Source organism: Bradyrhizobium betae (assembly GCF_008932115.1).
GTDB lineage: Bacteria > Pseudomonadota > Alphaproteobacteria > Rhizobiales > Xanthobacteraceae > Bradyrhizobium > Bradyrhizobium betae.
This window is the reverse complement of the sequence record NZ_CP044543.1, coordinates 1,059,449-1,079,140: the sequence shown is the minus strand read 5'-3', so window position 1 is coordinate 1,079,140 and position 19,692 is coordinate 1,059,449. Positions and strand designations below refer to the sequence as shown.

At 65.2% G+C, this 19,692-nt stretch carries 19 protein-coding genes; 11 read left to right on the top strand and 8 right to left on the bottom strand.

Annotated elements, in window-relative coordinates:
* Positions 1 to 61: 61 nt before the first annotated feature.
* Together F8237_RS05300 and F8237_RS05295 are read right to left on the bottom strand one after the other, a co-directional pair.
* Positions 62 to 1,201, bottom strand: a complete 1,140-nt coding sequence (locus F8237_RS05300; RefSeq protein WP_151642734.1) for a thiolase C-terminal domain-containing protein — start codon at positions 1,199 to 1,201, stop codon at positions 62 to 64.
* A 3-nt stretch (positions 1,202 to 1,204) separates the two neighbouring features.
* Positions 1,205 to 1,618, bottom strand: coding sequence for a Zn-ribbon domain-containing OB-fold protein (locus F8237_RS05295; protein WP_151642733.1), 414 nt, complete (start codon positions 1,616 to 1,618; stop codon positions 1,205 to 1,207).
* 180 nt (positions 1,619 to 1,798) lie between these two features.
* On the opposite strand from F8237_RS05295, the gene F8237_RS05290 reads away from it, so the two are divergent.
* From F8237_RS05290 to F8237_RS05270, 5 genes are all read left to right on the top strand, one after another.
* On the top strand, positions 1,799 to 3,148 hold the full coding sequence (locus tag F8237_RS05290) for an amidase (RefSeq protein WP_151642732.1): 1,350 nt from the start codon (positions 1,799 to 1,801) through the stop codon (positions 3,146 to 3,148).
* Positions 3,141 to 3,827, top strand: a complete 687-nt coding sequence (locus F8237_RS05285) for a DUF2848 domain-containing protein (RefSeq protein WP_151642731.1) — start codon at positions 3,141 to 3,143, stop codon at positions 3,825 to 3,827. The genes F8237_RS05290 and F8237_RS05285 overlap by 8 nt, the downstream gene beginning before the upstream one ends.
* A gap of 188 nt (positions 3,828 to 4,015) precedes the next feature.
* Positions 4,016 to 4,762, top strand: a complete 747-nt coding sequence (locus F8237_RS05280; protein ID WP_151642730.1) for a 2OG-Fe(II) oxygenase — start codon at positions 4,016 to 4,018, stop codon at positions 4,760 to 4,762.
* A gap of 9 nt (positions 4,763 to 4,771) precedes the next feature.
* On the top strand, positions 4,772 to 5,425 hold the full coding sequence (alkB, locus tag F8237_RS05275) for a DNA oxidative demethylase AlkB (protein WP_151642729.1): 654 nt from the start codon (positions 4,772 to 4,774) through the stop codon (positions 5,423 to 5,425).
* Positions 5,426 to 5,479: 54 nt separating this feature from the next.
* Complete coding sequence (locus F8237_RS05270) at positions 5,480 to 6,721, top strand: MFS transporter (RefSeq protein WP_151642728.1); 1,242 nt, start codon at positions 5,480 to 5,482, stop codon at positions 6,719 to 6,721.
* Here F8237_RS05270 and F8237_RS05265 read toward each other — a convergent pair.
* The 6 genes from F8237_RS05265 to hpaH all read right to left on the bottom strand — a co-directional run bounded on the left by F8237_RS05265 (position 6,699) and on the right by hpaH (position 13,110).
* Positions 6,699 to 8,327 carry a thiamine pyrophosphate-dependent enzyme gene (locus tag F8237_RS05265; protein ID WP_151642727.1) on the bottom strand — a complete coding sequence of 543 codons (1,629 nt, stop codon included), beginning with the start codon at positions 8,325 to 8,327 and terminating at the stop codon, positions 6,699 to 6,701. The genes F8237_RS05270 and F8237_RS05265 overlap by 23 nt on opposite strands.
* 25 nt (positions 8,328 to 8,352) lie before the next feature.
* The gene (locus tag F8237_RS05260) at positions 8,353 to 9,222 is read right to left on the bottom strand and encodes a fumarylacetoacetate hydrolase family protein (protein WP_151642726.1); all 870 of its coding nucleotides are present in this window, start codon (positions 9,220 to 9,222) and stop codon (positions 8,353 to 8,355) included.
* Positions 9,223 to 9,225: 3 nt separating this feature from the next.
* Complete coding sequence (hpaD, locus tag F8237_RS05255; protein ID WP_151642725.1) at positions 9,226 to 10,209, bottom strand: 3,4-dihydroxyphenylacetate 2,3-dioxygenase; 984 nt, start codon at positions 10,207 to 10,209, stop codon at positions 9,226 to 9,228.
* Between the two features lie 134 nt (positions 10,210 to 10,343).
* Positions 10,344 to 11,882, bottom strand: coding sequence for a 5-carboxymethyl-2-hydroxymuconate semialdehyde dehydrogenase (gene hpaE, locus F8237_RS05250; RefSeq protein WP_151642724.1), 1,539 nt, complete (start codon positions 11,880 to 11,882; stop codon positions 10,344 to 10,346).
* Entirely contained in the window at positions 11,875 to 12,273 is a 399-nt protein-coding gene (locus F8237_RS05245) for a 5-carboxymethyl-2-hydroxymuconate Delta-isomerase (RefSeq protein WP_151642723.1), read from the bottom strand. The genes hpaE and F8237_RS05245 overlap by 8 nt, the downstream gene beginning before the upstream one ends.
* Positions 12,274 to 12,303: 30 nt before the next feature.
* Complete coding sequence (gene hpaH / locus F8237_RS05240) at positions 12,304 to 13,110, bottom strand: 2-oxo-hept-4-ene-1,7-dioate hydratase (protein WP_151642722.1); 807 nt, start codon at positions 13,108 to 13,110, stop codon at positions 12,304 to 12,306.
* 111 nt (positions 13,111 to 13,221) lie between these two features.
* Here hpaH and hpaR point away from each other — a divergent pair, with 111 nt between their 5' ends.
* The 6 genes from hpaR to F8237_RS05210 all read left to right on the top strand — a co-directional run bounded on the left by hpaR (position 13,222) and on the right by F8237_RS05210 (position 19,636).
* Entirely contained in the window at positions 13,222 to 13,740 is a 519-nt protein-coding gene (hpaR, locus tag F8237_RS05235) for a homoprotocatechuate degradation operon regulator HpaR (protein ID WP_151642721.1), read from the top strand.
* 286 nt (positions 13,741 to 14,026) lie between these two features.
* Positions 14,027 to 15,172, top strand: a complete 1,146-nt coding sequence (locus F8237_RS05230; protein ID WP_151642720.1) for an ABC transporter substrate-binding protein — start codon at positions 14,027 to 14,029, stop codon at positions 15,170 to 15,172.
* Positions 15,173 to 15,255: 83 nt separating this feature from the next.
* The gene (locus F8237_RS05225; RefSeq protein WP_151642719.1) at positions 15,256 to 16,128 is read left to right on the top strand and encodes a branched-chain amino acid ABC transporter permease; all 873 of its coding nucleotides are present in this window, start codon (positions 15,256 to 15,258) and stop codon (positions 16,126 to 16,128) included.
* On the top strand, positions 16,125 to 17,903 hold the full coding sequence (locus tag F8237_RS05220) for a branched-chain amino acid ABC transporter ATP-binding protein/permease (protein WP_151642718.1): 1,779 nt from the start codon (positions 16,125 to 16,127) through the stop codon (positions 17,901 to 17,903). The genes F8237_RS05225 and F8237_RS05220 overlap by 4 nt, the downstream gene beginning before the upstream one ends.
* The gene (locus tag F8237_RS05215) at positions 17,903 to 18,631 is read left to right on the top strand and encodes an ABC transporter ATP-binding protein (RefSeq protein WP_151642717.1); all 729 of its coding nucleotides are present in this window, start codon (positions 17,903 to 17,905) and stop codon (positions 18,629 to 18,631) included. The genes F8237_RS05220 and F8237_RS05215 overlap by 1 nt, the downstream gene beginning before the upstream one ends.
* Before the next feature lie 228 nt (positions 18,632 to 18,859).
* Entirely contained in the window at positions 18,860 to 19,636 is a 777-nt protein-coding gene (locus F8237_RS05210) for an HpcH/HpaI aldolase family protein (protein ID WP_151642716.1), read from the top strand.
* The last annotated feature ends 56 nt before the right edge of the window (positions 19,637 to 19,692 follow it).

Below are 19,692 nucleotides of genomic sequence, written 5' to 3'. Positions count from 1 at the left end.
ACCACGATCGGGAGTATGGATTCCGGGCTCGTCGCTTCGCGCCGCCCCGGAATGACAGCCACTACCTCTCGTTCGTAAACACGATCGTGCCACTGGCGGCGAACATGCCGCCGACGCCGTGGCACACCGAAATCTTCGCGTTCGGCACCTGCGCCGGCGCGATGCCGCGCATCTGCCGCACGCTCTCCTGGAGCGCGTACATGCCATACATGCCCGAATGCATGTAGGACAGTCCGCCGCCGTTGGTGTTGAGCGGCAGCTTCCCGCCAGGACGCGTGTTGCCGTCCGCGATGAACTTCCCGGTTTCCTCATGCGGCATGAAGCCGAGATCGCCGAGGCCGAACAGCGGCAGATGCGCAAACGCGTCGTAGATCATCAAATGATCGACGTCCTTGTGCGCGATCCCGGCCTCCTTGAACGCCAGGGGACCTGCGGTCGTGAACGCGCGCGAGGAGTTGAAAGTCTCCATCTGGCTGACCATCGGCGTCTCCACGCTCTCGCCGGTGCCCATGATGTAGACCGGCTTGCGCGGAAAATCCTTGGCCCTGTCGGCCGAGGTCAGGATCAGCGCGCCGCCGCCGTCGGTGACGAGGCAGCATTGCAGCAGGCGGAATGGATAGGCGATCATGCGCGAGTTGAGCACGTCGGCGACCGTGATCGGGCCCTTCATCATCGCTCGCGGATTCTTCGCCGCCCATTCCCGCTGCACCACGGCCACCGAGGCCAACTGCTCGTGGGTGATGCCGTAGGTCTTCATGAAGCGCAGCACGGGGATCGGGAACATGCTGGGCGGTCCGTAGACGCCGAACGGCGCCTCGAACTGGCCTTGCAGGCTGTCGGCCGGGATCGAGCGCGGCGCCTTGCCGATCATCGACTTGCCGCTCTCGGCGTGCGTGATCAGCACGGTCTTGCACAGGCCGGCCTCGATCGCCGCTGCGGCATGGCGAACATGCAGCATGAACGAGCAGCCGCCGACGGAGGTGCCGTCCACCCAGGTCGGCTTGATGCCGAGATAGTGGCAGACCTGCTGCGGCGTCTCGACCGCGGTGGCAAAGCCGTCAATGTCGGACAGCTTCAGCCCGGCATCGGCGATGGCATTGAGCGCCGCGTCCGCATGAAGCTGGAGCTGCGAGGCGTTGGGGATGATTCCGAGCTCGGTGGTCTCGGCCGCGCCGACGACGGCAACCTGGTTGCTGCGCATGGTCTACCCCTTCGCCGGACGGAAGACGGGGAGGGTGATCTTGTCGCCGAGCGCCTCGAACGCAACTTCGAGCTTCATGTCGAGTTCGAGCGCCTCCGGGGTCTGCGGGCAGTCGATGATGTTGCTCATCATCCGCGGCCCCTCGGCCAGCTCGACCACCGCGATCGCGTAAGGCGGCGTGAAGCCGGGTGCTGCGGGGCGGTGGTTGATCACGTAGCTGTAGAGGAAGCCTTTGCCGCTCGCCTTGAAGATGCTGACCTTGCGCGAGGCGCAGGACGGGCAGAACGGGCGCGGCGGGAAATAGACATGCGCGCAGGCGTCGCAGCGCTGCAGGCGCAGTTCGCCCGCCTTGGTGCCCTCCCAGAAATGCTGGGTCTCCGGTGTCGGTTTCGGTCGCGCGCGCTGCGGTTCGGCCATGTCGGCAGCTCCTCCCAAAAAGGCTCAGGTTTCAGACCTGCCTGTTTCGATCTTGATGCGACAATCGACCATGGCGCGTCAACGGTCCAGCAATGTGCATGCATGCCATCATGCGCACAATGCTTGTGTCGAACTGAGCCGGCGCTATAGATTGCGCGCGCAATATTCCGTGAGACAGACATGCCCGATTTTCCGACACTGGCGAAGCTCGCCGACGACCTCGAAAGCGGCCGCACCACCTCCCGCAAGCTGGTCGAGGCCTGCATCGCCAGGATCGCCGATCCCGCCGGCGAGGGCCAGCGCACCTTCATCCACGTCGACAAGGACGCCGCGCTTGCGGCAGCGGACGCGATGGACGGCTTGCGCAAGGCCAAGGCCGCGCCTTCGCGCTATGCCGGTATCCCGGTCTCGATCAAGGATCTGTTCGACATCAGGGGCCAGGTGACGCGCGCCGGCTCCCGCGCGCTCGACGATTCGTCGCCCGCCGAGCAGGACGCCGCCACGGTGGCGCGGCTGCGCAAGGCCGGGTTCGTCGTGATCGGGCGGACCAACATGACCGAGTTCGCCTATTCCGGCATCGGTATCAATCCGCATTACGGCACGCCGAAGGGGGCCTGGAACCGGGCCGAGGGCCACGTGCCCGGAGGCTCATCCTCGGGCGCCGCCGTCTCCGTGCTCGACGGCATGGCGCATGGCGCGCTCGGCACCGACACCGGCGGCTCCTGCCGCATTCCGGCGGCCTACAATGGCATCGTCGGCTACAAGCCGACACAGGCCCGCGTGCCGCTCGATGGCTCGGTGCCGCTGTCGTTCTCGCTCGACAGCATCGGGCCGCTGGCACGATCGGTCAGCTGCTGTGCCATTCTGGACGCGGTGCTCGCGAACGAGCCGATCGTCGCGCTGAAGCCGCGTCCCGTGAAGGGCATGCGGCTGGCCGTGCCGACCACGATCGCGCTCGACGACCTCGACAAGGACGTGGCCGAGACGTTCGAGCGCGCGCTCAAGAGCCTCGCCGACCACGGCGCCATCATCGAGCGCATCGAGATGGCCGAATTCCACGACATCGGCCCGATGAACGCCAAGGGCGGCTTTGCAGCTTCCGAAAGCTATGCCTGGCACCGCTACCTGCTTACGTCCAAGGGTGACGTCTACGATCCCCGCGTCTCCGTCCGCATCCTGCGCGGCGAGGCGCAGAGCGCGGCCGACTACATCGATCTCCTCAACGAGCGCCGCTCGCTGATCGCCCGCGTCAACGCTCGCATCGCGCCTTATGACGCCCTGGTGCTGCCGACCACCGCCAACACGCCGCCCAAGATCGCAGATCTCGCCGACGACAAGGCGTTCACCACGCAGAACCTGCGCGCGCTGCGCAATTGCACCCTGATCAACATGATCGACGGCTGCGCCATCTCGCTGCCCGCCCATCGCGAGGGCGAAATTCCCGTCGGCCTGATGCTTGCAGGCGCGGGCGGCTCGGACCGTCGTATCTTTGAACTTGCTGCCGGCATGGAGGCCGTTATTCGTGTTTGACCTGACTTTCACCGTCGACGCCCGGGACACCACCACGCCGCTGACGCTGGCGATCGACCAGATGGTCATCGCCGGCTGGACCGGCCGCGATCCTGTCGCGCGCGACAAGCACATCAAAGAGCTGCAGGAGATGGGCATCGCCCCGCCGGCCTCGACGCCGATCTACTATCGCGGCGCGGCGCGGCGGCTCACCCAGCAAGAGCGCATCGAATGCACCGGTGGCGATTCCTCCGGCGAGGTCGAGTTCGTGCTGATCGGCTGGCAGGGCCGCATCTTCGTCGGCTGCGGCTCCGATCATACCGACCGCAAGGTCGAGGCCTACAATGTCACCGTGTCCAAGCAGATGTGCGACAAGCCGATTGCTTCCACGCTGTGGGAGCTCGAGGACGTCATCGGCCATTGGGACAGGATGATCCTGCGCTCCTATGCCACCATCAAGGGCGAGCGGGTGCTCTACCAGGAGGGCACGCTGGATGCGATGCTGCCGGTCGCTGACCTCATCGCGCGCGGTTTCGAGGGCGGAAAATTCCCCGACGGCTGCGCCATGTTCGGCGGCACCTTTGCGGCCAAGGGCGGCATCCGCCCCGCCGACCGCTTCGATTTCGAACTGGAGGACCCCGTGCTGAAGCGGACGATCAAGCACGGATACGACGTGGTGACGCTGCCGGTGCGTGGCTGACGTCTCTCCACCGTCTTTGCGAGGAGCTCGTGACAAAATTGCGTAGCAATTTTGCACGGATGCGACGGAGCAATCCAGACTGCCCCCGAGGAGGGACTCTGGATTGCTTCGCTGCGCTCGCAATGACGGGGAGATAGTGATCGGAAATCGGGTGGCGGGGCGAACGCCGGACTGCGAGGATGATTGCTATGACAATGACCGCGCGCAAATCACCCGAGAAGCCGTCCACCGACCTAGTCGCCCACGTCGACTCCCTCGACTGGCCCCACATCACCGCGGAACTCGACTCCCAGGGCTGTGCCGTCCTCAAGAACCTGCTCACCCCCGACCAATGCCGCGCCATCGCCGCCCTCTACCCCAACGACGCAGGCTTCCGCAGCCGCATCGTCATGGGTCGCCACGGCTTTGGCCGCGGCGAATACAAATATTTCTCCTATCCGCTGCCCGACCTGATCGCCGAGCTGCGCCCGGCGCTCTACGCGCAGCTGCAAGGCGTCGCCAATCGCTGGAACGAGGCGATGGGAATCGACATCCGTTACCCCGCGCAGCACGCCGCTTTCCTCAAGCGCTGCCATGACGCGGGCCAGGCGCGCCCGACGCCACTGCTGCTGCAATATGAAGCCGGCGACTTCAATTGCCTGCATCAGGACCTCTATGGCGAGCACGTGTTCCCGCTTCAGGTCGCGATCCTGCTATCCGAGCCCGGCCGCGATTTTACCGGCGGCGAGTTCGTGCTGACCGAGCAGCGCCCGCGCATGCAGTCCCGCGCCGAGGTGGTGCCGCTTGCGCAGGGCGATGCGGTCGCCTTCGCTGTGCATCATCGCCCGGTGCAGGGGACACGCGGCACCTACCGCGTTAATCTCCGCCACGGCGTCAGCCGGATCAGGTCCGGCCAGCGCCATACGGTCGGTGTGATTTTTCATGATGCCAAATGAGCGCTGCGATTGACGGGTGACCTGTTCGACACCGTCGCCGAAGCCCAGCCGTCGCGCGAGGAGATCGCCGACGGCGCCGTTCTGCTGCGCGGATTCGTCAAGCCGATCGAGAGCGAGCTGATCGAAGCCGTGCGCGCCATCGTCGCGCAGTCGCCGTTCCGGCGCATGACGACGCCGGGCGGCTATCTGATGTCGGTAGCCATGACCAATTGTGGTGAGCGCGGCTGGATCACCGATCACACCGGCTATCGCTACGATCCGATCGACCCGAAGACCGGCGCGCCATGGCCGGCGATGCCGCCGGTGCTCCGGGATCTCGCCCGGCACGCGGCTGAGCAGGGCGGGTTCGCCGGCTTCGCGCCCGATGCCTGCCTCGTCAACCGCTACGAGCCCGGCACGCGGCTGTCGCTGCATCAGGACAAGGACGAGCTGGACTATTCGGCGCCGATCGTCTCGGTCTCGCTCGGGCTGCCTGCGACATTCCTGTTCGGCGGCATGGCGCGCAACGACAAGCCGCGCCGCTTCCGGCTGGTCCATGGCGACGTCGTGGTCTGGGGCGGGGCGAGCAGGCTCGCCTATCACGGCGTGGCCCCGCTCGCCGACGGCGAGCACCCGCTGCTCGGGCGCAAGCGGATCAATTTGACCTTCCGCCGGACGCGCTGACACGTTTCCCCGCAGCCCTCGCTCGTCTAAGGTTCCGGCGGGGGAGACAGTGACATGGCGACCACACAACTCTCGGCCGGTACTGCGACGGCCAACCGCACCGGCCTCTATCTGGCCGTGCTGCAACTGGCGTTCACGCTGGGCTGGACCACTTACGTCATCTATCTGCCGAAGCTCGCGGCCGAGGTCGGCATCGCGCCATCCGCCGTGATCCTCATCCTGATGCTGGACCAGGCGATCTTCACCATCGCCGACACGGCGATGGGGATCGCCGCGGACAGGCTCGCGCCCCATGTCGGCAGGCTTGGCCTGTTCGTCGGGCTCGTGGCCGCGATCTCCTGCGGCGCGTTCGTTGCGCTGCCGTTCGTTGCCGGCGTCGGCGCGGCAGCGCAGGTCTGGTTCATTGCGCTGATCGTGGTCTGGTCGATCACCTCGTCTGCCTTGCGGGCGCCGCCGCTGACCCTGCTCGGCAAATACCGCGCAAGGCCGCAGGTGCCGTTCCTCGCCGCCCTGGCGATGCTCGGCTATGGCGTCGCCGGTGCGGTCTCGCCCTATCTCGGCGTGGTGATGCGCGAGCATGATGCGCGGCTGCCCTTCGTGATCTCCAGCGTCGTGCTGCTGCTCACGGCGCTGGGTCTGTCGCGGATCGAGCACGATGTCGCGCGCGATACGTCGCCGCCGACGCCGGCCGAGGCGGCAAAGCCGCTGGGCCTGGTGCCGATCATCTTCATCGTTGCGATGGTGGCGCTGGCACTCGGCTTTCAGCTGCATTTTGCCATGAACAGTGCGCCGTCCTATCTGCGCTTTGCGAGGCCCGACGAGCTGCCATGGCTGATGCCGGTGTTCTGGATCGGCTTCAACATCGCGATGTTTCCGGCGAGCCTCGTCGTCAAGCACCGCGGCGGCCTGATCGTGATGGGTGCCGCCGGATTGCTCGGCGCCGCCGCGATCGCGGCAGCGGAGCTCGCCGGCAGCCTCAACACGCTGATTGCCGCGCAGTTTCTCGCCGGCGCCGCCTGGGGCTGCATGCTGATGAGTGCGGTCTCGGCTGCGCTGGCGATTGGCTCGACCGGTGCGGAAGGCAAGGTCACCGGCCTCGTTTTCTCGGCACTGGCGCTCGGCACCTTCGCGCGCATGGCGGCGGTCGCCGGCGGCTTGCAGAAGATGCCGGACTACGTGCCCCTGCTGCATTGGGCACCGGTCGCCTGCTGGTCGGTCGCAGGCGCCGGCTTGCTGGTGATCGCGGCCGCGCGGCTACAGGGTGGCGCTCACCTCAAGGCTTCGGCGGGTGAATGAACGCCCACGGGCTGACCTCGGAATCCCGCGTCACTTCGACAGAGATCAGGTACGGCCCGCCATGGGCCAGGGCCTTCTCCATCGCCGCCTTGAACTGATCCGGCGCGGTGACGCGCGTCGCCGCGACGCCGAATGATTCCGCCAGCTTGACGAAATCCGGGTTGACGAGATCGGACGCTACCACGCGGCCGTCGAAGCGCTCGCGCTGGTCGCGGCGGACGTTGCCGTAAGCGTTGTTGTTGAACACCAGCGTCACCACGCCGATGTTGAACTGCACGGCGGTGGCGAGTTCCTGCACGCCGAACATGAAGCCGCCGTCGCCGGTGATCGCCACCACCGGTCTGTCGGGATTGGCGACCTTGGCGCCAAGCGCGGTCGGGAAGCCCGAGCCGAGCGTGCCCTGATAGCCTGACGTGATGAAGGTGCGCGGCTCGTAGACCGGGAAGCCGTACCAGGAGGCGAAGCCGAACTGCGACAATTCATCAGTCACGATCGCATTCGCCGGCAGCACCTCGCGCAGGATGTTGAGATACGCCATCTGCGGCTGGATGCGCTGGATTTCCAACTGCGCGGCCGCAGTCGCCTCGCGGATCGCGGTGCGGCGGCCGGCGGTCTTGCCGTAGCCGGCCTTGCTGACGGCAGCAGTGAGATCGGCGGTCGCGGCCCTGGCGTCGGCGACGATCGCGGTGTCACAGGCAACACGGCGCATTTCGGCGGGATCGATATCGATCCGAACCGACTTCAGGCCAGGCGGTTGGTAGGGCCAGCGAAAGCCCGATACCGGCAGCTCAGCGCGCGTGCCGATGGCGATCATCAGGTCGGTCTTCGCCCACAGCTTGTAGGCGGCCGCCATGGTCAGCCCGAGCTCGTGCGCGTTGGAGACGATGCCGCGCCCGCTGCGGAAGGCGACCACGGGCGCATCGATCATCTCGGCGAGCGCGAGGATCTCCTCGCCAGCCTCGATCGCACCGCTGCCGACGAAGATCATCGGCGCCTTGCTGTCCTTGATCAGCCTGGCGGCCTGCTTGATCATATCGGGGTCGGGCCGCGGCGTGGGCAGCGGCTCCAGCACCTGTGCCGCCGCCGTGTCCGCGCGCTGGGTGAAGACATCCCAGGGCATCTCGACGGAGGCGGGGCCGCGGCGGCCCGAGGTCATCTCCTGGAAGGCACGTGCGACCACCGTCGGGGCGTATCCGGGATGCTCGATCCGCTCGGCCCATTTCACATAGGTTCGCAAGGTGGCGAGCTGGTCCGGCATCTCGTGCAGATGGCCGCGGCCCTTACCCAGGAACTGCGTCGGCACCTGTCCGGTGACGCACAGCACCGGCTCGTTGCAGCCAAACGCGGTGAGCAGCGCTGCGCTGGCGTTGAGCACGCCGGGGCCGGGCACCACGCTGAATACGCCGGGCTTGCCGCTGGAGCGCGCATAGCCGAACGCCATGTAGCCGCAGGCCTGCTCGTGCCGCGCGCCGATCACCTTGAGCTGGGCCTGGTGGAAGGCGTCGAACAGGCCGTAAACTTGTGCGCCGGGCAGGCCGAACACGGTGTCGACGCCATGGGCGACAAGGCCGCTTACGATCGCTTCGCCGCCGGTGAGGGTGGTCATTGCTTCATTCCACTTCGATTGTTGGTCAGGCTTCGTCGACGACGCCGTTGCGCAAGCTGCCGATGCCTTCGGCCGCGACCTCGACGACATCGCCTGGCTTCAGATAGCGCGGCGGATCGAACCGCGCACCGGCGCCGGTCGGTGTGCCCGTCACGATGATGTCCCCCGGGACCAGCGTTGCGAAGGTCGAGATATAGCTGATGAGAGTGCGGAACGGAAACATCAGCCGACTGGTGCGGTCGTCCTGCCGCAGCTCGCCGTTGACATGCGTGGTGAGGCGGATGTCGGCGATCTGCGCTTCCTTCGTGTAGGGCACCAGCCAAGGCCCGAGGCTGCCGCTGGAATCGAAGTTCTTGCCCTGCGTGACATTGAACTTGCCATGGCGCAGCCAGTCGCGCACCGAGCCTTCGTTGCAGAGCGTGAGCGCGGCAATGTGGTCTAGCGCGGCGCTTTCCGGAATGTGCCGGCCGGCCTTGCCGATCACCAGAACGATCTCGCCCTCATAGTCGAGCTGCGCGGAGGCGCGTGGGCGCACCAGCGGCGTGTCATGGCCGACGAAGGAGCGGGGCGAGCGCATGAACATGCTCGGATATTTCGGCGCATCCTGGCCGTCCTTGTACTCGGCGTTGCGATCAGGATAGTTGACGCCGATGCAGATGATCTTTTCCGGTGCCGGCACCGGCGGCAACCAAATGATGTCACCGAGCGAATGGTCCGGCGTCAGGCTGGCGGCCTGTTCGGCGAGCCTCACCAGCTTCCCGGCCGCGATCACCTCGCGCAACGTCGGATAGTCTTTGGCGTAGCGCGGCGAGAGATCGACGATGCCGCCCTCCAGCGCGGCGCCATAGCGGGTTTCACCCTTGACGGAATAGGTGGCGAGGCGAGGGAGCTTCATCGCTTAATCCGCCACCAGCACGTCGGCGACGAATTTCGGTTCGCGCACCGTCTGCCCCGTGAACGGCGAGCCCTGCTCGAACCAGGAGCGCGGCGCCGGTGCGCCCCACAGGGTCTGGCGGCGCGGATCACGCAGCGACCAGCGCAGCGGCTCATGGTCGTGATCGCCGGTAAAGTAGTCGCTGGTGTAGAGCTCCAGCCGGTGGCCGTCGGGATCGCGGACGTAGAGGAAGAACGCATTCGAGATGCCGTGGCGCCCGGGCCCGCGCTCGATGTTCTTGACGTAGCCGGAGGATGCCATCACGTCGCAGAGATGGATGATGTTCATCGCCGTTGGCGTCCAATAGGCGAAGTGGTGCAGGCGAGGGCCCTTGCCGTTGGTGAAAGCGAAGTCGTGAACGTTGCCCTTGCGATGCATCCAGGCCGCGGCGATGCGGCCGTTCGGTCCGTCCTCCTCGGCATACTCGCTGAGGCGGAAGCCGAGCCGCGCATAGAACTCGACCGTGTCCTGCACCTCGGCGGCGAAGACATTGAAATGGTCGAGCCGCTGCGGGTGACAGCCCTTGTAGAGGTCGAAGCGGCGGAGCAGATGCGGCCGCTTGTCCATCGTCGCATAGAGCTCGATCTGGAAGCCGAAGGGATCGGTGAATTGCAGCGTGCGGCCCTGGAAGGGCTGGTCGACGAAGGCGTAGCTGAGGCCATTCTCGGAGAGGAAGGCCGCGGCCTTGTCGAGATCGCCGTCATTGCCGACCTTGAAGCCAAGCCGCGCGCAGGCAGGCACCGCCGCCTTGCGCAGCACTAGCGAGTGATGCTGGTGCTCCTCGGCGGCGCGCAGGTAGACGACCTTGTCGTCGGCATCCTCGACATGCAGGCCGACGGTGGTCTCGTAGAACGCGCGGCTGAGCTTCAGATCGGTCACGTCGAGCACGACGTGGCTGCAGCGGATGATGTTGAACGGCGGCTCGAAGACGTGTTGCGGTACCGGCATTGGCGTTTCCCCTCGATCTCCTGTCATTCCGGGGCGGCTCGCAGAGCCGAGCCCGGAATCCATCGCGCAGCAGATTTGGTCGATGAATGGATTCCGGGTTCGATGCTTCGCACCGCCCCGGAATGACCGTTTCCCTAAATTCCCAGTTTCTGAATTTTGTGCGTGCCCCGCGCCAGCGAGACGTGCTTGGTTTCCATGTAGAAGTCGAACGAGTAGTCGCCGCCGTCGCGGCCGATGCCGGAGGCTTTCATGCCGCCGAACGGCGTCGGCAGATGGCGGACGTTCTCCGAGTTGAGCCAGATCATGCCGGCCTCAAGCGCGTCGGCGACTCGTAGCGCACGGCCGACGTCGTTGGTCCAGACGTAGCCGGTCAGGCCATAACGGATGTCGTTGGCGATCTCGATCGCATCCGCCTCGTCCTTGAAGGGCAGCACGGTGAGGAAGGGGCCGAACACCTCCTCCTGCGCCACGCGCATCTTGCCGCTCGCGCCGGTTACCAGCGTCGGCTCGACATAATGTCCGCCGCCGGGGCCGTCATAGGCCTTGCCGCCCACTGCGATCACGGCGCCGTCCTGGCGGGCGATGTCGAAATAGGAGCAGACTTTTGCGAGATGCCGTTCGTGGATCAGCGGCCCGATCTCGGTGGCGGGATCGAGGGGATGGCCGACCTTCAGCGCCTTCACGCGCGCCGTCAGCTTCTCGATGAACCTGTCCGCGATGTTCTGCTGGATCAGCAGGCGGCTGGAGGAGGTGCAGCGCTCGCCGTTGAGCGAGTAGATCATGAACACGACCGCATCGAGCGCGCGGTCGAGGTCCGCGTCGTCGAACACAATCACGGGGTTCTTGCCGCCGAGCTCGAAATGCACGCGCTTCAGCGTCGGCGCGCCTTGCGTCATGATGGCCGAACCCGTCGCGCTCTCGCCGACGAAGCCGATCGCCTTGATGGCAGGATGCTCGGTCAGCGCCTTCCCGGCCTCTTCGCCAAAGCCGTGCACGGTGTTGAGCACGCCGTCGGGAACCCCCGCTTCCTTGACCAGCTTCGCCAGAATGGCGGCCGTCACCGGCGACCACTCCGCCGGCTTGTGTACGACGGTGCAGCCGGCTGCGAGAGCAGGGGCGATCTTCCAGGTCGAGAGCATGAACGGCGTGTTCCACGGCGTGATCACGCCGACAGGACCGATCGGCACGCGGGTGGAGATGTTCCAGTGCTCGTCGCTCGGGGTGTTCTGGCCGTCACGCGCCTCCGCGCATTTGTCGGCGAAGAAGCGGAAATTCTCGGCGGCGCGGATCGCGGCCTTGGCCATGAAGCGATAGGCCTGGCCGGTGTCGATGCATTCGAGCACCGCGATGTCGTCGGCATTGTCCTCGATGGCGTCGGCGACGCGATGCAGGAGCTTCTTCCGCATCGCCGGTCCCATGTCGCGCCAGGACTTGAAGGCGAGGGCTGCGGCCGTGGCGGCGGCGTCGATATCCTCGGCGTTGCCGCGCGCGACGCTCGCCAGCGTCGCGCCATCAACCGGCGACTTGGTCTCGAAAGTCTGCGCCGAGATCGAGGGCACGATCTTGCCGTCGATCATGTGGCCGATGCCGTCGCCCTGCAGTTTCTTCAGCAGCGGCGCGACGCGGTCGCGGTTCGCCTGGAACACATTGGCTTTCGGCGTGGACTTATCCATGGGCGGCCTCCACTTTCAGGGCGTCGTGGATGTTGTTGCGCTTCCAGCTGGTGTCCTTGTCGTTGATCTGCATGTCGAACGACAAGGCGAACTTGCTGGCGGCGAAGACGGGATCGAGATGTCGGGAGAGCGCCTGGAAGACGTGATCGCCGGCCTTCTGGCGGGTCGCAAGGTCGCGGCCTTCGCCGATGCGCAGCACCATGTCGAGGAAGCCGTAGTCGTTGCGGGCATCAGCGATCGCATAATGCTCGCATTTGATCGCGCGAACGCGGATGCCGCCGAGCGGGAAGATGTCGGTTTCGACGGCCGCCTTGCGCACGACCTCGCACACCAGGCTCATGTCGATGCGACCGTCGAGATTGGCCGAATATTCGATGGTGAAATGCGGCATCGCGGTTTCACTCCCTGTGTTTTTGTCGGCTCAAGCGAAGTAGCAGCTGACCGAGCCGTAGGCGCCATAATCGGCCTGAATTGTGTCGCCCTTGCGAGCCTCGATCGGACGGATGAAGGAGCCGGCGAGCACGACCTGGCCGGGCTCCAGCGCAAGACCGAGCGGCGCGATCTTGTTGGCAAGCCACGCCACGGCGGTCGCGGGATGATTGAGCACGCCGGCGGCAAGGCCGGTTTCCTCGAGCTGGCCGTTCCTGAAGCAAAGCGCGCCGATCCAGCGCAGGTCTGCGTCCAGCGGACGGATCGGCCGGCCACCGAGCACGATGCCGGCATTCGCGGCGTTGTCGGCGATGGTGTCGTAGATTTTTCGCGTCGCCTTGGTGTTGGGATCGACGCGCTCGATGCGCGTATCCAGGATCTCCAGCGCCGGCACGACGAAGTCGGTGGCGTTGAGAACGTCGAACATCGTGCAGTCGGGGCCGGCAAGACGCTTGCTCATGACGAAGGCGAGCTCGGCTTCGACTCGCGTGGCGATGAAGCGCTCGGTCGGAATGATCCCGCCATCGGCGAAGAACATGTCGTCGAGCAGCACGCCGGAATCCGGCTCATTGATATTGAGCGAGCTCTGCATCGCCTTCGAGGTCAGGCCAATCTTGTGGCCTTTGACAATGCGCCCCTCGGCGATCTTGACGTCGACCCAGGCCTTCTGAATCGCGTAGGCATCGGCGATGGTGATGCCGGGGAAGTCCTGCGAGAGCTGCCGGATCTGCGTGCGGGTCTTCTCCGCCTGGTGCAGACGCCTCGCGCAAGCTTGGATATCGTCGCTGGAAAGCGCCATCTGTGATCTTACAAATCGTGGTGCCGGGAAATACTTAACATGTTAAGTGAATGCGTCAAACACAAATTGATCTTGCTGCACTGCAAACGTTCTGCGGCTTGAAAGGACGATATGGCGAAGAGACCTGCTGATCCCGCAGACGCAAATGCGCCTGCCGCGCGGCAAGTGCCGATGCGCGACTTCTCGCGTTCGCTGCCGATGTCGCTGCTGCGGGCGCGCGAAGCGGTGATGCGGCAGTTCCGCCCCAAGCTGCGCGAACATGGCCTCACCGAGCAGCAATGGCGCATCCTCCGTGCGCTCGCGTCCATCGAGGCTGCGGAAGTCACGGAACTCGCGCGCACCGCGTTTCTCCTCGGGCCGAGCCTCTCGCGCATCCTGCGCGATCTCGAAGCGCGCAACTTGATCGAGCGCAAGACCGCGAAGGCCGACCAGCGCCGCAGCATGGTGTCGATCTCCAGGGAGGGCGTGAAGCTGATGGCTGCGGTCGCGCCGTCCTCGGAAGCGATCTATGCGGAGATCACGCAGCGCTTCGGTGCGCGCAAGCTCGCCGAGTTGCAGGACATGCTCGGACAGCTGGAGTTGTGCCTCGCGTCCGTCGACGTAGGTGACGAGATCACGGACGAAGCGTAACGGCAAATTTGCATGATGACTTGATCGTTACGCATGACTGTCATCATTGCATAACGCTTGGGCAGCGCTCGCGGCGCGAAATCCCGGGTAAACAGCCCGAGAATAGATCGCCGTCGCGGGTGTTGATCACTCTGGGCGCGCGCTCTGCGCACTTAGTCGATGTTGGCGCAATATCAATTTACTCGTATCGGCAGAATTCGTAACTAGCATCCGGCTCTGTATTCAGCGATAGAGCCAAGCAGATCAAGAAGGGCCGACAAGGATGCCCGGTCCCAGGGAGGAATGAATGAGACTGACGAGACGCGATTTCGCGGCCGGAATTGCTGCCGGCGTTGCCGCGCCCTACCTCATCAAGAGCGCGAATGCGCAGGGTGCCACGATCAAGATCGGCATGTGCGCGCCCGTCACGGGGCCTGCCGCTGAGTCCGGCGGTTACGCCATCAAGGGCGCCAGGCTGGCGCTCGAAGCCGTCAACAAGGCCGGCGGTATCCTCGGCAAGCAGGGCGAGTTGATCGTCGAGGACGATCAGACCACCAATCCCGGCATTGTGCTCGCCTTTTCCAAGCTCGCCGCGCAATCCGATATCGTCGGGTTCCTTGGTTCGATTCGTTCGACCCAGGTGCACGCGATGGCGCCCGACGTCATCAAGCTCGGCAAGCCGGTGATGATCGGCGGCACCGACCCGAACCTCACGCATATGGGCAATCAATGGCTGTTCCGCTTCCGCCCCAATGACAGCTATTCCGGCCGCGTCATCGCCGAATACGGCGTCAGCACGCTGGGCAAGAAGAAATGGGCGGTGCTGCACTCGACCGATGCGTTCGGTACCGCGGGCGGCAAGGCGCTGACCGGCGCGCTCGAAAAGCTCGGCGCTCCGCCGGTGCTCGACCAAGGCTACGCCAACCAGAGCCAGGACTTCACACCTGTCGTGCTCGCCATCAAGCAGTCGGGCGCGGATATCCTCGGCTCCTATTTCACCTTCGAGAACGATCTCGGCATCTTTGCCCGCCAGTTGCGCCAGCTCGGCGTCAACATTCCCTGGGTCGGCTCGCCCTCGATCGTCAACATCACGGCGCTGAAGCTTGCGGGACCGGCGCTTTACAACACCTACGGCGTGGCCGATTACGCCGAGGACGCCAGCGAAGGCTCGAAGGCGTTCGGCAAGCTCTACCGCGATGCGGTCAAGGTCGCGCCCGACAACCAGAGCTCATGGACGTATGATGCCGTGACGGTGCTGGCAGCGGCGATCAACAAGGCCGGCTCGACCGATCCCGGCAAGATCCGCGAATCCATTCTCGCGATCAAGAAGTTCCCGGGCGCCGAGGGCGAGTACAATTTCGACCAGAATGGCGACGGTCTCCACGGCTACAACATCGTAAAGAACGAGAAGGGCAAAATCGTCTTCGACAAGCACATCGAGTTCAACGACTGACGTTCGATCGACCTCCCCGACAACATCGGGGAGGTCGATACGTCTCTCACTGGACGAATCTGACCTCCAACAGAACGCTTGTCATGGATCTCGCCCTACAACTCCTTTTTACCGGCGTCGGGATCGGCGCCGTCTACGCGCTCGTCGCGCTCGGCTTCGTGCTGATCTTCCGTGCCACCAACGTGGTGAACTTCGCCCAGGGCGAGTTCTCCATGGTCGCGGCCTATCTGATGGTCGTCGCGGTCGAAGCCGGTCTGCCCTATTGGGCGGCCTTCATCGTTGCGCTGCTCGGCATGGCGCTGCTCGGTGTCATCTTCAATCTCGGCGTCTACTATCCGCTGCGCCACCGCACCTATCTGCCCGTGATCATCGCCACCATCGGTGCCTCGATCCTGCTCGCCAATTCCGTGCTCGCGATCTACGGCCCGCAGCCGCAGGTGCTGGAAGGCTGGTTTGAAACGCCCGGCATTCAGGTCGGCCCGGTCTATCTCGACAGCCAGTATCTCCTGATCATCGGCGTCACCATCTGCCTCGTGATCTTCAATTTCTGGTTCTTCGAGAAGACCCTGCTCGGCAAGAAGCTGCAGGCGACCTCGCAGGACAAGGAGATGGCCTCGCTGCTCGGCATTTCCGTCTCCACGATGATCATGATCACCTTCATCTATTCGGCGGTGCTCGGCGGCCTCGCCGGCATTCTGGTCGCGCCCGTGCTGTTCGTCTCGATCCAGATGGGCTCGACCATCGCGCTCAAGGCCTTCGCGGCCACCATCATCGGCGGCTTCGGCGACGTCGCCGGCGCCATCATCGGCGGCCTCGCGCTCGGCGTAATCGAGACCTTTGGCGCGGCCTATATCTCGGTGCCCTACAAGGACGGCTTTGCGTTCCTGGTGCTGATCGCCTTCCTGATTTTCCGGCCGCAAGGCATCTTCGGCGAACGCGTGGCGGAAAAGGCATGAGCGCACCCAGCGACAACATGCCGATTCCGGCGCCCGCCATCCGTTCGAAACCGCTCGTGGTCCGGCACCTGCCGTACTTCATCGGGGCGGCGATCCTCGTCGCGCTCGCGGCCAACATGCGCTTCGACGGATACGTCCACAACATCCTGCTGCAGGCCACCACGTTCTCGATCGCCGTGTTCGGGCTCTCGGTGGTGCTCGGCCTGTGCGGCCAGATCAATCTGGCGCAGGCCGCGTTCTTCGGGCTCGGCGCTTACGCGGTCGGCATCGGAACGAATGATCTGCATGTCAGCTTCTGGCTGTGCCTGATCGGCGGCTGCGTGATCTCGCTGCTGGCGGGCGCGTTCCTGGGCATGTCGACCTTGCGGCTCGGCGGGCATTACCTCGCAATGGTCACGATCTCGTTCCAGCAGATCGTCACGCTGGTGATGATCAACGCGATCTGGCTGACGCATGGCCCCGATGGCGTCTCCAACATCAAGCGGCCGGACCTGTTCCAGTCGTCGCAGAGCTATCTGGCCTTCTGCGTGGCGATGCTGGCGATCGTCGGCTATCTGGTCTGGCATCTCTCCGACACCAAGCTCGGCCGCGCCATGCGCGCGGTCCGCGACAACGAGCTTGCGGCCGGGGTCAACGGCATCGACGTCTTCCGCACCAAGATCTACGCGTTTGCACTCTGCGCGCTGCTCGGCGGGCTCGCGGGCGGACTTTTCGCGGGCGGATTCGCCTATGTCAGCCCCGATCAGTTCTCCTTCGCGGAATCGATCGTGTTCCTGACCATGTCGCTGCTCGGCGGCGTGGCCTCGCCGATCGGTTCGGCCATCGGCACCGGCCTTTTGATCCTGATCCCGGAATGGCTGCGCTTCCTCAAGAGCGTGCCGGGCCTTTACCTCGCCATTTACGGCCTGTTCGTGATCCTGATCATCCGCTTCATGCCCGACGGCATCTGGGGCTTTGTCGCCGACGCCTTCACGCGCTGGCGCGCCAAGATCAAGGCGACACCGGCGGCGGCTGCGTTGCAGTTGAAGCCGGCGACCGTCGGCGGCGACATCGTGCTGGAGGTCATCGGCCTGTCGAAGCATTTCGGCGGCCTCAAGGCCGTCGACGGTGTCGACATCGCGGTGAAGCGTGGCGGCGTGCATGCGCTGATCGGCCCGAACGGCTCGGGCAAGACCACGACGCTCAACGTGCTCTCGGGCCTTTACCAGGCGACGGCGGGCAAGATCGTGCTCGACGGCACCGACATCACCAACATGCCGCCGCATCAGCGCACGGCCTCCGGTCTCGGGCGCACATTCCAGAACATTCGCCTGTTCCGGTCGATGACGGCGCTGGAAAACGTCGAGATCGGCGCGGAGCGGCCCGGCAACACCATGGTCGGGAAGGGCGACGACGCCCTGACCGAACGCGCGATGGAGGCGCTGACCTTCGTCGGCCTCGGCAGCCGCGCCAACGAGCTGATTTCGAGCTTCTCCTACGGCCATCAGCGCCTGATCGAGATCGCGCGTGCGCTCGCCTCGAACCCGACGCTGCTGCTGCTCGACGAGCCCGCGGCCGGCCTGAACTCGACCGAGAAGCTCGAATTGCACGAGCTGCTCAAGCGCATCGCGGCGCAAGGCCTCACCATCCTGATCATCGATCACGACATGACGCTGGTCTCGGAAGCGGCCCAGCACATCACCGTGCTCAACTTCGGACGCCGCATCGCGGACGGCGAATCCCTGGCCGTGCTGCGTCATCCCGACGTCGTCTCCGCCTATCTCGGGAGCGAATGATGCCGTTGCTCGAAATCCGCAATCTGGTGGTGCGCTACGGCGAGATCGAAGCCTTGCGCGGCGTGACCTGCGCCGTGGAGCAGGGCCAGGTGGTGACGCTGCTCGGTGCCAACGGCGCCGGCAAGTCGACGACGCTGCGCGCGATATCCGGCCTTGCCAAGCCGACCTCGGGCGACATCCTGTTCGACGGCAAGTCGATCGCGGGCCTCGGGCCCGAAGCGATCGTCCGCATGGGCATCAGCCACGTGCCGGAAGGCCGCCGCGTCTTCCCGGGACTGACGGTGAAAGAGAACATCATGCTCGGCGCGTCCAATCGCCGGGCCTCGACCTCGGAGATCTCGCGCGAGGCCGATGCGATGTTCGACCTGTTCCCCGATATCCGCAAGTTCACCAACGCGCTCGGCTGGACGCTGTCCGGCGGCCAGCTGCAGATGGTCGCGGTGGCGCGCGGGCTGATGGCCAAGCCGCGGCTGCTGCTGCTGGACGAGCCGTCGCTCGGCCTTGCGCCCGTGATCGTGCAGGCCGTCTTCAAGATCATCTCCGAGATCCGGCGCAACACGACCGTCCTGCTGGTCGAGCAGAATGCGCGCATGGGCCTGTCCGTGGCCGATTACGGCTATGTGCTGGAGACCGGCCGTATCGTGCTCGGCGGCAAGCCCGACGAGCTCTGGGGCAACGAAGCCATCCGCGCCGCCTATCTCGGCGGCCACGCCAAGGTGAGTGCTTAACCGGAGGGTTCCGTCCAGGGGCACAATCCGGGTTGGCGTCCCCTTGCCGGATGAACCCGGGCGGCGATACTGTCGCCGCCCTCGAGGTCCGCACCCAGTGGGCGAGCGCATAGGTCTTGCGTCATTGCGAGCGTAGCGCGGCGGCCAGGTTGGCGCTAACAACAGGGTCGTGCTGTCGCGGCGTTCGGCGTGGTGCCGAAGACCCCAACAACAAAGAAGGAAGGCAACGTGGCGAACAAGGTCAAGGAAATCTGGAAGTCGGGCAAGGCCGTGGTCAACGCATGGCTGGCGATACCCTCCGGCTTCTCGGCCGAGATGGTTGCGCAATGCGGCTTCGACAGCGTCACCGTCGACATGCAGCACGGCGTGCAGGACTATCTGTCGATGGTGCAGTGCTTCCAGGCGATGGACAAGCATCCGGTCACCCCGATGGTCCGCGTGCCCTGGAACGAGCCCGGCATCATCGGCAAGGTGCTCGACGGCGGCGCCTATGGCGTGATCTGCCCGATGGTCAACACGCCGCAGGAGGCCAAGAACCTCGTCTCCTATTCCAAATATCCGCCGAAGGGCGTGCGCTCCAACGGCCCGATCCGCGCCGGCATGTACGGCACCGCGGGTTCCTACCAGAAGACGGCGAACGACGATATCGTGCTGCTTCCGATGATGGAGACCCGGACCGCGGTCGAGAACATGGAAGCGATCCTCGACGTCGAGGGCATCGATGGCGTCTATATCGGCCCGTCCGATCTCGGCTTCTCCTACGGCCTCGAGCCGAAGCTCGACCGCACCGAGCCCGAGATCCTCGCGATCTACGACAAGATCATCAAGGAATGCGGCAAGCGCGGCCTCAACCCGGGCATCCATTGCAGCGGCGCCGAAGGCGCGGCGCGCGCCATCAACATGGGCTTCAAGCTCGTGACGCTCTCGAACGAAGTCGGCCTGATGGCGACCTACGCCAAGATGCAGGTCAACGCGACCCGCAAGGATTCCGGCGGCAAGGCGTAAGGTCTCGTGTCCCGGACGCGATGCGGCGTGTAGCGCCGCTTCGCAGAGCCGGGACC